General features: G+C 62.7%; 11 protein-coding genes and 1 pseudogene. 6 read left to right on the top strand and 6 right to left on the bottom strand.

Translation table 11 applies throughout. From position 1 onward, the window contains the following. Positions 1-70: 70 nt before the first annotated feature. Positions 71-844, bottom strand: a pseudogene (locus PG887_RS20240) (LuxR family transcriptional regulator); the annotation flags it as partial. 406 nt (positions 845-1250) lie between these two features. Between PG887_RS20240 and PG887_RS20245 the strand changes: the two are divergent. Continuing rightward, positions 1251-2573 carry a YjiH family protein gene (locus PG887_RS20245; RefSeq protein ID WP_270822762.1) on the top strand — a complete coding sequence of 441 codons (1323 nt, stop codon included), beginning with the start codon at positions 1251-1253 and terminating at the stop codon, positions 2571-2573. A gap of 57 nt (positions 2574-2630) precedes the next feature. Here PG887_RS20245 and PG887_RS20250 read toward each other — a convergent pair whose 3' ends face one another. Beyond that, positions 2631-3512, bottom strand: coding sequence for a pirin family protein (locus tag PG887_RS20250; protein WP_128273193.1), 882 nt, complete (start codon positions 3510-3512; stop codon positions 2631-2633). A gap of 118 nt (positions 3513-3630) precedes the next feature. On the opposite strand from PG887_RS20250, the gene PG887_RS20255 reads away from it, so the two are divergent. Beyond that, complete coding sequence (locus tag PG887_RS20255; protein WP_226044241.1) at positions 3631-4557, top strand: LysR family transcriptional regulator; 927 nt, start codon at positions 3631-3633, stop codon at positions 4555-4557. 111 nt (positions 4558-4668) lie between these two features. On the opposite strand, the gene PG887_RS20260 is transcribed toward PG887_RS20255, so the two are convergent. The 4 genes from PG887_RS20260 to PG887_RS20275 all read right to left on the bottom strand — a co-directional run bounded on the left by PG887_RS20260 (position 4669) and on the right by PG887_RS20275 (position 8836). Beyond that, a complete protein-coding gene (locus PG887_RS20260) occupies positions 4669-4998 on the bottom strand; it encodes a YbaB/EbfC family nucleoid-associated protein (protein WP_005301028.1) in 330 nt (109 codons plus the stop codon). Between the two features lie 124 nt (positions 4999-5122). Further along, on the bottom strand, positions 5123-7603 hold the full coding sequence (gene dnaX, locus PG887_RS20265; protein WP_270822765.1) for a DNA polymerase III subunit gamma/tau: 2481 nt from the start codon (positions 7601-7603) through the stop codon (positions 5123-5125). A 177-nt stretch (positions 7604-7780) separates the two neighbouring features. Further along, a complete protein-coding gene (apt, locus tag PG887_RS20270; protein ID WP_010674707.1) occupies positions 7781-8326 on the bottom strand; it encodes an adenine phosphoribosyltransferase in 546 nt (181 codons plus the stop codon). Positions 8327-8458: 132 nt separating this feature from the next. Beyond that, the gene (locus tag PG887_RS20275; RefSeq protein ID WP_039039141.1) at positions 8459-8836 is read right to left on the bottom strand and encodes a YbaN family protein; all 378 of its coding nucleotides are present in this window, start codon (positions 8834-8836) and stop codon (positions 8459-8461) included. A gap of 177 nt (positions 8837-9013) precedes the next feature. Between PG887_RS20275 and dusC the strand changes: the two genes are divergently transcribed. From dusC to PG887_RS20295, 4 genes are all read left to right on the top strand, one after another. Next, on the top strand, positions 9014-9958 hold the full coding sequence (gene dusC, locus PG887_RS20280) for a tRNA dihydrouridine(16) synthase DusC (RefSeq protein ID WP_270822766.1): 945 nt from the start codon (positions 9014-9016) through the stop codon (positions 9956-9958). Positions 9959-10014: 56 nt separating this feature from the next. Then, positions 10015-10842 (top strand): AraC family transcriptional regulator, encoded by an 828-nt coding sequence (locus PG887_RS20285; protein WP_270822767.1) that lies wholly within the window; start codon positions 10015-10017, stop codon positions 10840-10842. A 74-nt stretch (positions 10843-10916) separates the two neighbouring features. Next, a complete protein-coding gene (locus tag PG887_RS20290; protein ID WP_010674703.1) occupies positions 10917-11882 on the top strand; it encodes a DMT family transporter in 966 nt (321 codons plus the stop codon). Between the two features lie 81 nt (positions 11883-11963). Further along, entirely contained in the window at positions 11964-12332 is a 369-nt protein-coding gene (locus PG887_RS20295; protein WP_039039175.1) for a TraR/DksA family transcriptional regulator, read from the top strand. Positions 12333-12529: the final 197 nt, after the last annotated feature.

Here is a 12529-nt window from a genome sequence, read left to right on the forward strand (position 1 = left end):
GCAGAGAAAATCCAAGCAAAACAACACGTTAGACGGTATTATTAATTCGCTTGCCGCTTAAGGTTCTGTACATGAGCGGACGCAGGTTAGGCTGACGGGGAATGGACATATAGGCGCTGGCGCCGGGCAGCAAATAGGCAAAGCCATTGAGGATCTCCTTGAGCTGGCGTTGCTGCTCCTTATTCTGCAAAGAGAAAATGCCATTGATGGCCCGCAATTCCACATTTTCATCGGCGATACGGTTGAAGGCCACATTGGAATAATGAATATGCCCCTTGTCGTCTATGATGGCGCTGGGCTTATTATGGTTTTTCACCAGCTGTTGCAACTGATAGTTCTGGGTTTCCAGGGCCAGCAAGTTCCAATAATGGTGGCTCCAGGCCGCCAGTCCGGAATAGATTTCCGAGAGCGAGGTGAGGTCGCGACTGCTGAAATCATCTTGCGCTGCACCACGGTAACTGCACAGGCTGCTCAGCCCACGCCCTTTCACCAGGCAGACGCCGCCGGCGGCGAATTGGGCGCCGAAACTTGCCAGCAGGCCCACCGAGCTTGAAATGCTGTTGGCGCTGACGATCCCCTTGCACCCTTTATCCTGGTAATGGTTGAACCACACATCCTGGCGATGATGTTGCAGGTAAAACTGCTGCTGGGCCTCGGTCAGACCGCTGGAAAAAAGCTTTATTCCGTCGCTCTTGTCATCATCCCGCAATAAAAACAGGGATGAACTGCAGGAAACGTCGGCGCGAAATTGGTCCACGACGAGCTTAATGTCAGAATCATTAATACCGCACTCGTATAACTGGCTGATATAGGGCGATATCCTTTCTTTCTCTAATGCCTTCACACCCGAACTCCTAATTCTTATTTTTATTGAAGAGGCATCTTACTCTGCAATGGGATAGTCGAAAAGTAGTCAAATGAACAAAGGGTTTATGATTTATTCATAAATAGTCATGAATATAGGCTCATGAATGAATATGGCCAAAAAGGGTAAATAGCCGCTCATGTTTTTCCTGGCGCTGGTCGCTTACCGCCCTGTTTTGCCTCTTGATGTCTCACCACCTACTCGCCATCCCGACCCCTCTTCCCCCCAAGATCACGCTTTTCAACCTTGGGGTCATCTGCATCCACACCGATTCACATGTTGCATTTTGGTAGCTTTGGTGTTTCCATTTTGAGCTTCGGACGATATTGTATATACAAATCATCCCCTCAACGGAATTGAACCATGCGGATCACAAGGAGAGAAAATGGAACCTGAACACACGCTCACTGCACCGGCAGGATCAGGGGCCGGCATCAAGCTGCTGCTGGCCAGCCTGCTTGGCATCGCCATCTTTTTTGTTCCCTTCGAGCTTGGCGGGCGCAGCACCATAGTGGTGGATCACCTGGCCGGCTTTCTGATTGCCCAGCGCCCCCTTGCCCTGACCCTCATTTTCTTGCTCATCGCCTATGGCGCCATCACCCCCTTGCTGGATGGCCGCTGGCGCGCCCGTCCCATCGACAGGGTATTGAGCCTGTTCAAGCTGCTCGGGCTGGCCCTGGCCATTTTGTATGTCACAGACTGGGGCCCTGCCTGGTTGATGACCCCGGATCGCCTCCCCTTCCTGTTCGATAAACTGGCCATGTCTGTGGGTCTCATCGTGCCTATCGGCGCCATGGCCCTGACCTTCCTGCTCGGTTTCGGCCTGCTGGAATTCATCGGGGTGCTGATGCAACCCGTGATGCGCCCCCTGTGGCGCACGCCGGGTCACTCCGCCATCGATGCGGTCGCCTCTTTCGTCGGCAGCTACTCGGTGGGCCTGCTCATCACCAACCGGGTCTTCCTCGCGGGCAAGTACACGGTGCGAGAAGCCGTCATCATCGCCACCGGCTTCTCCACCGTCTCGGCCGCCTTCATGATCATCGTGGCCAAGACCCTCAACCTGATGGGACACTGGAACTTCTACTTCTGGTCCACCCTGGTGATCACTTTCGTCATCACCGCCATCCTGGCGCGTGTTCCTCCCATCAGTCGCCTGGCTCACCAGGGCGAGACCGACGAGCCGCTACCGGCTGGCATGAGCCGCTGGCAGGCAGCCCTCACCTGCGGCCTGACCCAGTCCCACCAGGCCGATCCTCTGCTGCGGCAATTGAAGGACAACCTCAGGGACGGTCTTCACATGGCCGCTGCCGTGGTGCCCACCATACTGTCCGTCGGTCTGCTGGGCCTGCTGCTGGCAAAGCATACCCCCCTGTTCGATCTGCTGGGCTGGCTGCTCTGGCCACTGACCTGGCTGCTGGATCTCGGCGAACCGCTCGCCACCGCCAAGGCCCTCTCTGCCGGTCTGGCCGAGATGTTCCTGCCCGCCATCCTGCTCAAGGATGCCGACCTGCTGGTGCGCTATGTCGCGGCCGTGGTTTCGGTCAGCTCGGTGCTCTTTTTCTCTGCCTCCATCCCCTGCATCCTGGCCACCCGGATCCCGGTGAGCGTGGGACAACTGGTGGTGATCTGGCTGCTGCGCACCCTGCTTGGCATCCTGCTAGCCGCCTTGTGCGGCAGGCTGGCGCTGGCCCTCGGCTGGCTCGGTTGACCAGAGCTCACAAAAAAACAAAGCGCCATCAGGCGCTTTGTTTTTATCGGGATTGTCTCAGGGGGCGATGACGGCGAACCGGCCGCTGTTGAAATCATCTATCGCCTGATGGATCTCTGCCTCGCTGTTCATGACAAAGGGGCCATAACCCACGATGGGTTCATCGATGGGCTCGCCACTCAGCAGCAACAAGCTGGCCTCGCCTTCCGCCTCCAGCATGAACTCCTCACCGTTGGGATCGAGCAGCACCAGTTGTGCTTCGCCCGCGCGCTCCTGACCGTTGATCAAGAGAGAGCCCTTGAGCACCACCAAGGCGCTGTTCCATCCCGCTACCGCCGGCAGCACCACGCTGGCCCCGCCCTTGAGCCGCAGATCCCAGATGTTCATGGGCGAGAAGGTTCGGGCTGGCCCCTCTACCTCGCCTTGTTGCAACCCGGCATCGTTCCCGGCGATGATGCGCACCCGCACATCGCCCTCCTTGAGGCTCAGTTGCGGGATGCTGTCGCTGGTGATGCCCTGATAACCGGGCGTCGACATCTTGTGTTTGGCGGGCAGGTTGACCCACAGCTGCACCATGTCGAGGGTGCCACCACGACGGGTGAACCCCTGGGAGTGGAACTCGTCGTGCATGATGCCGGCGGCGGCCGTCATCCACTGCACGTCTCCCGGACCGATGATCCCCCCCTGGCCGGTCGAGTCGCGATGGGCGACCTCCCCTTCATAGACGATGGTGACCGTCTCGAAGCCACGGTGCGGGTGCTCCCCCACGCCCCTGGCATGATCGGCGGGCTCGAAATGTGCCGGACCAGCCCTGTCCAGCAGCAGGAAGGGGCTCAAGGCGCGGCCATGGGTCTGATACGAGAACAGCGAGCGAACCGGGAATCCGTCGCCGACCCAGTGTTGTCGAGGGGCGCTGTAAATACCGATGACTCTTTTCATGATGCTCTCCTGGGTGATCGTCACGGAATGTGTCGTTGCTCGCATTGTGAGTCTGGAACGCTGCGTCCGGTAGACGTAAAATTTGCCATCAGCGTCCTATTTTGTGAACGATAACCCCATGCAACAGGATCTCAACGACCTCTATTTCTATGTCCAGGTGGTGGATCACGGGGGCTTTGCCCAGGCCGGCAGGGCCCTCGGCATGCCCAAATCGCGGCTCAGCCGCCGCATCGCCATGCTGGAGGAGCGACTCGGAGTGCGCCTTATCCAGCGTTCCACCCGCAGCTTCACCGTCACCGAACTCGGGCAGGCTTATTACACCCGTTGCCGGGCCATGCTGGTGGAAGCCGATGCGGCGCAGGATCTCATCGCCGCGACCCAGAGCGAGCCTTGCGGTCTGGTGCGCATCGCCTGCCCCATCGATCTGCTGCACGCCCACGTAGGGAGGATGCTGGTCTCCTTCGCCCTGGCCCATCCCAGCGTCAAGGTGCAGCTCGTCGGGGTCAACCGGGCGGTGGATTTGGTCGCGGAGGGGTTGGACATGGCGCTCAGGGTGCGACCACTGCCCCTGGAGGACAGCGATCTCGCCATGCGGGTGCTGGGTTATGCGACCCAGTGTCTGGTGGCAAGTCCGGCCCTTGTCGCGTCACTCGGCATGCCCCGGGCCCCCGCAGATCTGCTGTCATGGCCGAGCCTCGGTCACGGCACCAGCCTGGAAGGCCATCACTGGACCCTGCTGGGCCCCGATGGTGCCCGAGTCAAACAGCACCACAGCCCCCGCTTTGCCACCACCGACATGCAGACATTGCGTCAGGGGGCGATCGACGGGCTCGGGGTCGTGCAACTGCCCACCATGATGATGAATGAGCCCCTGGCCGATGGCCGGCTGGTGCGTTTGCTCCCCGACTGGGCCCCGCGCCAGGAGGTGATCCACGCGGTCTTCCCCTCACGCCGCGGTCTGCTGCCTGCCATCCGCGCCCTCATCGATCATCTGGTCGAGGGCTTCTCCCCCCTGGGGCAGGCAAGTGCACCGCCCCCGCCATGATCTGTGCATGGCCATTCTCGGGGGAGCCGACATGCAAAAGGCCAGAGCTTGGCTCTGGCCTTTTCATTTTTCCCCTTCCCAGAGGAGGGGAAACGGATACGGGCAGTATCCTCAGAAGGGCATTTTGAAGCCCGGGGGCAATTGCATACCGCCGGTCAGCTCGCCCATCTTGGCCTTGTTCTGCTCTTCCACGCGGCGCACGGCGTCATTGACGGCGGCGGCGACCAGATCTTCCAGCATCTCCTTGTCATCTTCCATCAGGCTGGGATCGATCTCGATACGACGCACGCTGTGGCTGCCGGCCATGGTCACCTTGACCATGCCTGCACCCGCCTCACCGACCACTTCCATCTGGGCCAGCTGCTCTTGCATCTTCTGCATGCGCTCTTGCATCTGTTGGGCCTGTTTCATCAGGTTACCCATTCCACCTTTACCAAACATAGATCGTCTCTCGTCTTGAAATCCGGCATCCAGCGCCGGGCTGTGGGTTCATCTGCCCTAAGTGGGGGCAGCCAAAGGTCTTTTCAACCGGGGACAAACCCCGGCACGGTTTTTTCACCGCAACTCAGCGACTCAGGGGTTCGATGCTCTCGGGATGGAGCACGGCGCCGAAACGCTGCAGCAAGAATTGTACGTTGGGATCCGCCGCCAGATCCCGGCTCACCTGTTCACGCACCCCGAGATAGAGACGATGCTCTATCTCGAGCGGCGTCTCCCGCGCGGGATCCGAGCCCAGGGTCACATCGATGTGAACCGGGCCGCCCAGCTCGGGACTGATGATCTCGGCCAGATCGGCGCGGGCCTTGTCGCTCACCAGATGGCGCTGCTCGGGTTTGAGCAGCAGGGAGACCCGATTGCCTTCCCGGGTCATCACCGCGTTGATGGCCAGTTGACGCAGCCGACCACCCACCCCGGTGCGGGCGATGAGCTCGGCCCAGGCGTCCCCGCAATTGACCAGCAAGGACGAGGGGATCAGACGGGCGACCTCCCCCTCCTCTTCGGGCTGGGCGTCGCTCTCCAGGGCATCCCAGTCGATAGTCTCCATCAACGCAATGGCGGGCTGAGGCTCGCTGGCGGCCACTGGAGGCGCGGCAGACACCATAGCGGCAACCGCAGGTGCCGCCGTATCCGCGCTGCCGACGTCAGCGCCCAGATCCCAGGGCGGCAGATCCTCCTGCGAAGGAGATGCCATGGTGGCGGGAGCTGGCTGGGCGGAAGTCACTGCCCGCGTGGGCAACGGGGCACTGGCAAACCCCTCGTCAAACCCCTGATTCAGATACTCTTCGTAGTCACTGGCCCCCTCTTCATAGGCATCCAGAGGGGGCAGGTCGTCATACCCCGTTTGCATGGCAGATCCCTGCCCCGGCATCTCGGGCCGCGCCGCTGGTTGCACCTCGGCCTGGGGCGAAGTCGCGACGGCAGGCATCGGGGCCGGTTTGGTCGCGGCCACCGGTTTGACGGGAGTGACTCGGGGGGGCGCGGCGTTTGCACTCTGCTCGCCACGCAGGCGGCTTCGCAGCAGATTGCGCTTGCCAAGCAGGCTCTGCATGCTGGAGGTCGAAGAGATGGCGACGTCTTCCCCTTGGACCTCAACCTGCTGCGTCTGCCCGGCGTCATCCGCCGCCAACGGCGCAGAGGCTGGCTCTGCTGCAGGCGGACTGGCGGGCACCACGGCCTCGTAGCCCATCCGTTCGGCCTCACGCAGCAGCTCATCCTGCTCGGCAAAGAGCGGATCCAGCACTGCGCCCTCCTCCGCCTTGGGTGCGGGGGCGACGTGCTCGGCCTCAAGGACCGATGCTGGCGCGGCGGGAGCCTGTGGTGCTGCGCTGGCAGCCGGGGCCGGCTCAGCCCCCTGGGGCTTTCCCGGCAGGAGCGGCGCGCTTTCCCTCGCAGCCGCCATCACGCCGGAGTGCCCTGTCATGAGAGGTTGGGCCGCCAGGTTGGCGGGATGGACCACCTCGCGCCGGGGAGAGAAGGCCAGCATCCGCAGACAGGTCATCTCCAGTGCGGTGCGCCCGTCAGGGGCCCAGGGCAGATCCTTGCGCCCCCCCAGCACGATTTGATAGCAGAGCTGCACCTCTTCCGGGCTCATGGCTCCGGCGAGCTGCAGCAAGGCATCGGCATCCGCCCCCTGCTCCTGCACGCTCGCAGGCAGCAGTTGCGCCATGGCCACCCGGTGGAGCAAGGCTTCCAGCTCGGCGTGAAGCTGGTCGAAATCCGGCCCCAGGGTAGCAATCTCGGTGATCTTGGCCATGGTGGCCGGGGCATCCTGGCGCAGCACTGCCTCCAACAACTGGTGCAGGTGGTGATGATCGAGGGTCCCCAGCATGGCGAGCACGCTCTCCAGGCGCACGCTGCCGTTGCCGTGGGCCAACGCCTGATCGGTGAGGCTCAGGGCATCGCGCATGCTGCCGTCGGCCGCCTTGGCCAGGGCCAGCAGGGCGCGAGGCTCGAAGGGTTGACCCTCCTGGTCCAGCACCCATTCGAGCTGCCTGGCGATCTGGGTCTGATCCAGACTCTTGAGATGAAACTGCAGGCAGCGCGATAGTATGGTGATGGGGAGCTTCTGCGGATCCGTGGTGGCCAGCAGGAATTTCACATAGGGGGGCGGCTCTTCCAGGGTTTTGAGCAGCGCATTGAAGCTGTGGCGCGACAACATGTGCACTTCATCGATGAGGTACACCTTGAAACGACCACGGGCCGGACGGTACTGCACGTTGTCGAGCAGCTCTCGGGTGTCTTCCACCTTGGTGCGGGACGCCGCATCGATTTCCAGCAGATCGACGAAATTGCCCTGATCGATCTCGCGGCAGGTATCGCACACACCGCACGGATGGCTGCTGATCCCCTGCTCGCAGTTGAGACTCTTGGCCAGAATGCGGGCGATGGTGGTCTTGCCCACCCCGCGGGTCCCGCTCAGCAGGTAGGCATGGTGAAGCCGTCCCTGATCCAGGGCATTGGTCAGGGCAGTCAGCACATGTTGCTGGCCGACCACTTGTTCAAACGTATGGGGGCGCCATTTGCGCGCCAAAACCTGATAGCTCATAGATCTCGATGCTGGGAAACGAGGCATTGAGGCTGGATGCTAACACAAATGGAGGGCTGGCTGTATGGGGGATGCGCCGCCTTGGGAGGGATCGCTTGAATTTCAAACCGGTGCCCGTTCAGGCACCGGTTTGCGGCAGAAAGCAGGGTGACGAGGCCTGCCGCGCGAAGGGGCGATTTACGCCCCCGCGAGTTCCACCAGAGAGACAACCTTGACGCCGGCGGCGGTCAGGCGGGCATCACCGCCCAGGGACGGCAGGGAGATGATGAAGGCGGCATCCGCTACCTCACCGCCGGCGCGGCGGATGAGCTTGACGGTGGCATCGACGGTGCCGCCGGTGGCCAGCAGATCGTCCACCACCAGCACCTTGTCACCGGGCACGATGGCATCGGTGTGCAGTTGCAGGGTGTCGGTGCCGTACTCCAGGGCGTAGGACTCCTCGATGACGGCGCGGGGCAGCTTGCCCGGCTTGCGCACCGGCACGAACCCCAGCCCCATGGCGTAGGCAACCGGGGCGCCGAAGATGAAGCCACGGGCCTCGGTGCCGACAATCTTGGTGATGCCTTGATCACGGTAATGATCGGCCAGCAGATCGATGGTGGCCTTGAAGGCCTCGGCATTCTCGATCAGGCTGGTGATGTCGCGAAACAGAATGCCCGGCTTCGGATAGTCGGGAATGGTCTTGATGCTCGCTTCGATAAACTTCAGGGTTTCCGGATTCATTATTTGACCGCTTATTTTTTGAGCCCTGCCATGGCGGCGCACGGGGTCTCCGCCTGGGGGCAATAAAAAGGCCCGTCACGCAAAAATGACGAGCCGACTCCATAGCATTATTGCCGCGATAGCTTAGGGATTTCACTTCTTCATTGCAACCGGCTCCAGCACCGGCAGACGCATCAACCAGGTGAGCAGGATCACCATTATGACAACCAGCAGCCACCTCACCCAGGGCAACGGCACCACCAGCAGCGATACCGAAAACGAGATCAGGATGAAGATGATGGCGCGGCGTCTGGCATGACGGCGAATGCCGCGATACTGCTGCCAGTCGAGGATGGGGGGGCCAAACCAGGGATGCGCCAGCAACCAGCCATGAAAGCGGGGGGAGGAGCGCGCAAACAGCGCCGCCGCCAGCAACATGAAAGGGGTGGTCGGCAGCAGGGGCAGGACTATCCCGACTATCCCGGTGGCGAAGGCAAGCCAGCCCAGGGCCATCAGACACCAGCGTTTCATGGGTACTCCTCTGCATGTATCTCTGCCTGTAGCCTAACAGAGTTGGCCCGGAAGCTGACAGCCTGGCCCAGTCTGCGGCCGTCGATGGGGGCCATCGAGTGGGCAGACGGCTGACAATCCCGGCCATTGCCACTACAATCTGCGCTCTTTTTTCTCCCCTTGTCTTCGGAAGCAGCTATGCGCGTTATTTTGGCCCCCATGCAGGGGGTGCTGGATCACCTGATGCGGGAGGTCCTCACCTCCGTCAATGATTACGACCTCTGCGTCAGTGAATTCATCCGGGTGGTCGATCAACTGCTGCCCGCCAAGGTCTTCCATCGCCTCTGCCCCGAGCTGAAACAGGATGGCAAGACCCGTGCAGGGACCCCGGTACGGGTGCAACTGCTGGGACAACATCCGGAGTGGCTGGCAGAAAATGCCATCCGGGCCATCGAGCTCGGCTCTCCCGGGGTCGATCTCAACTTCGGCTGCCCTGCCCCCACGGTCAACAAGAGCAAGGGGGGCGCCGTGCTGCTCAAGGAACCCGAGACCGTCTATCGCATCGTCAAGGCGGTGCGGGAGGCCGTGCCTGCCCACCTGCCGGTGAGCGCCAAGATCCGCCTGGGATACGATGACAAGGATCTCTATCTGGACAACGCCCAGGCCGTCTATCAGGGGGGCGCCAACGAGCTGGCGGTGCATGCCCGCACCAAGCGCGAAGGCTACAAGGCGCCGGCATACTGGGAGTACGTGGACGCCATCCGCCGCGCCCTGCCCATCCCCGTCACCGCCAACGGCGAGATCTGGAACCATGCCGATGCCCTGATCTGTGCCCGGGTGTCCGGTTGCGATGCCCTCATGGTTGGCCGGGGCGCAATTTCCCTCCCCAACCTGGCCAACGTGATGAAGACGGGGTGTGCACACATGAGCTGGGCCGAGGTACTGCAATTGATGGTGACCTATACCGAGCAGGATCTGGCGAGCGACAAGGCCGACTACTACCCGAGCCGCATCAAGCAGTGGTTCTCCTACATAGTGCGGGAATACCCCCAGGCCGACGAGCTGTTTCGCCGCATCCGCACCATCAAGACCGCAGAGGAGATCCGCTCCGCCCTCGAGCGCGAGTGCGCCTCACAGGCCTAGACTTGGCCGCCACCCCGCGGCGCCCTATGATGAAGGCTCATTGACAGGAGGTCAGGATGCAGGGAGTACCGGTCAACTTTACCCATCAGCACGACAGGGCCGATTTTCGCGCGCTGCCGGGGCAGCCTGCGACCGAGCTCTATCGCGCCCACATCCAGCACCACATCTTCGATCCCCATAGTCACGAGGGGTTTGGCCTCGGTGTCATCGAGTGCGGTGCCGAGCGCTTTCGCTATCGCGGCAGCCAGCTCCTGGCCGGTCCCGGCAGCCTGGTGCTGATGAACCCCGATGAGCTGCACACGGGCGAGTCAGCCTGCGAGCAAGGGTGGCGCTATCGCATGCTCTACCTGCCCGCCGATCGGCTCGAGGCCATCAGCGGCGAGCGCGACTGGCATTTCACCGATGCCGTGCGAAGCGATCCGCGCACTGCCCCCGTCCTGCAGGCGACCCTGGATGCCCTCTGGCACTGTGACAGCGAGCTCGCCGCCGACGGCCTGCTGCTAAGGGTGTGCGAGACCCTACGCCCCCATGCCCGGGCCCTGGCGGCCCCGCGCGAAGCGGCCCACCCTCTGGGCCGCGCCATCGACTATATGCAGGCCTGTTTCGCCCGCCCCATTACCCTGGCCGAGCTGGCCGGTTCGGTGAACCTCAGCCCCTACCACTTCCAGCGCAGCTTCAAGGCCCGCTTTCACGTCACCCCCCAGCAGATGCTGATGGCCATCCGTCTGCAGCGCGCCAAGGGGTGGCTGGCTGCCGGCCTGCCCGCGGCCGAGGTGGCCGCCGCCTGTGGTCTGGCCGATCAGTCCCACCTCAACCGTGCCTTCCTGCGCCGCTATGGCACCACCCCGGTCCGCTACCAGAAACAGGTGCAGGCTGGCCGCTAAAGCGCAATCTGGTTCAATACGCCCCCCTTCCCCCCTGCTAGGCTGGCCTCCTTCTTCTTTACCGGATATGAAACATGTTGATCGGAGTCCTGTTTGCCCTGCTGGCCGGCCTGATGTGGGGGCTCATCTTCGTCGCCCCCCTCTTGGTGGACGGCTATCCCCCCGCCCTGCTCGCGAGCGGCCGCTACCTCGCCTTCGGCCTCATCGTACTGCCGCTCGCCTGGCAGGCCCGCAAACACTTGGCGGCCCTCTCGGCCAGCGACTGGCGAGAGGCCCTCGCCCTCACTCTGGTGGGGAACCTCCTCTACTACTTCTGCCTGTCGGGGGCCATCTTGCGCATCGGCTCGCCCCTGGCGGCCATGTTTATCGGCACCCTGCCGGTGGTGACGGCCCTGGCCGCCAACCGCCTCTATGGCGCACGGGACGGTCGCCTCTCCCGCACCCGGCTCTACCCGTCCCTGGTGCTGATGGGGGCCGGCCTCTGTCTGGTCAACAGCGCCGAGCTCACCTGGCACACCGAGGCGCGCACCGAACAACTGCTTGGGCTCGCCCTGGCGGTGGGCGCCGTGCTGTGCTGGACCTGGTATCCCCTGCGCAACGCCCGCTGGCTGCGCGAGCACCCGGGCCGCAGTCCGGCCGTCTGGGCCACCGCCCAGGGGCTGGTGACCCTGCCGGTGGCGCTCATTGCCTATCTCGGCAGCCTCGGCCATCTTGCCCTGAGCGCACCGGACTTTCCCCTGCCCTTCGGGCCGACGCCCCTGCGCTTCGTGCTGCTGATGGGGGCAGTGGGGCTCCTCTGCTCCTGGCTCGGCACCCTGTGCTGGAACGAAGCGAGCCAGCGCCTGCCGACCGTGCTGGTCGGGCCGCTCATCGTGTTCGAGACTCTGGCGGGGCTCTTTTACGCCTTTATGCTGCGCGGGATCATGCCCCCCATGAGTACCCTGGTGGGTGTCGTCTGTCTGGTGGCGGGAGTGCTCTACGTCATCACCGGCAAGCCGCAGCACCTGCCGGAAAAACCCGTCAAAGCACGGTTAACTTGATTCATGTCATCTTGATAAACCGCGGGTTTCCCTATACTGGCCGAGTTTTATCACTCGTTTTTGGGGGCTGCTGTGTGTGAAGTGACGCAAGCCCGGTTGGCCGAATGGCATCAGCGCCTTCTGACCGACTGGGCGCAAACAAGAGAGGAGCTGATCCGTCAGCTCAAGGCCTGTCGACAAGATGACTGGGCACAGAAGGTGGAGCGCTGCGAGCGAGATCAACTGGTTGATCTGACCAGCCGTCTCGATCTGCCCGGGGTGGAACACAGCGTGGCACGCCTCAAGCGGCTCGACGCGGCGCTCTGCCAGATGGATCTGGGGCTCTATGGCTTCTGCTCCGATTGTGAGGAGCCGCTGCTCCCTGAACAGCTGGAACAGGATCCGACCCTGCAACGCTGCCCGCGCTGCGAGGCCCGCTACCGCAAGGGGTTCCACGCTCACGAACTCTGATGGGGGCACCCTTTGTGCCCGCCATTTTCCTCCTCCCCCCCTTCTCGCTTCCCAACATGACCAACCCCCTGGCGCGACGATCCCGGCAACCCCGGGGGCAGCCGCACAGGCATGAAAAAGGGTTCTTCGCGGGATCTTGGGGAAGTGGAAGTTGACAGACAGGGTGCTGGTAAACTGGCTGTCTCCAAACACACCAC

Origin of the sequence: Aeromonas sp. QDB14, assembly GCF_027707845.1 — a bacterium.
In the GTDB taxonomy this organism is placed as follows: domain Bacteria; phylum Pseudomonadota; class Gammaproteobacteria; order Enterobacterales; family Aeromonadaceae; genus Aeromonas; species Aeromonas caviae.

What these genes read in the sequence shown, in the direction of transcription:
- PG887_RS20260 (WP_005301028.1), bottom strand. Translation starts at nt 4,998, where the DNA reads ATGTTTGGTAAAGGTGGAATGGGTAACCTGATGAAACAGGCCCAACAG.
- PG887_RS20275 (WP_039039141.1), bottom strand. Translation starts at nt 8,836, where the DNA reads ATGAAACGCTGGTGTCTGATGGCCCTGGGCTGGCTTGCCTTCGCCACC.
- dusC (WP_270822766.1), top strand. Translation starts at nt 9,014, where the DNA reads ATGCGCGTTATTTTGGCCCCCATGCAGGGGGTGCTGGATCACCTGATG.
- apt (WP_010674707.1), bottom strand. Translation starts at nt 8,326, where the DNA reads ATGAATCCGGAAACCCTGAAGTTTATCGAAGCGAGCATCAAGACCATT.
- PG887_RS20245 (WP_270822762.1), top strand. Translation starts at nt 1,251, where the DNA reads ATGGAACCTGAACACACGCTCACTGCACCGGCAGGATCAGGGGCCGGC.
- PG887_RS20250 (WP_128273193.1), bottom strand. Translation starts at nt 3,512, where the DNA reads ATGAAAAGAGTCATCGGTATTTACAGCGCCCCTCGACAACACTGGGTC.
- PG887_RS20290 (WP_010674703.1), top strand. Translation starts at nt 10,917, where the DNA reads ATGTTGATCGGAGTCCTGTTTGCCCTGCTGGCCGGCCTGATGTGGGGG.
- PG887_RS20255 (WP_226044241.1), top strand. Translation starts at nt 3,631, where the DNA reads ATGCAACAGGATCTCAACGACCTCTATTTCTATGTCCAGGTGGTGGAT.
- PG887_RS20285 (WP_270822767.1), top strand. Translation starts at nt 10,015, where the DNA reads ATGCAGGGAGTACCGGTCAACTTTACCCATCAGCACGACAGGGCCGAT.
- dnaX (WP_270822765.1), bottom strand. Translation starts at nt 7,603, where the DNA reads ATGAGCTATCAGGTTTTGGCGCGCAAATGGCGCCCCCATACGTTTGAA.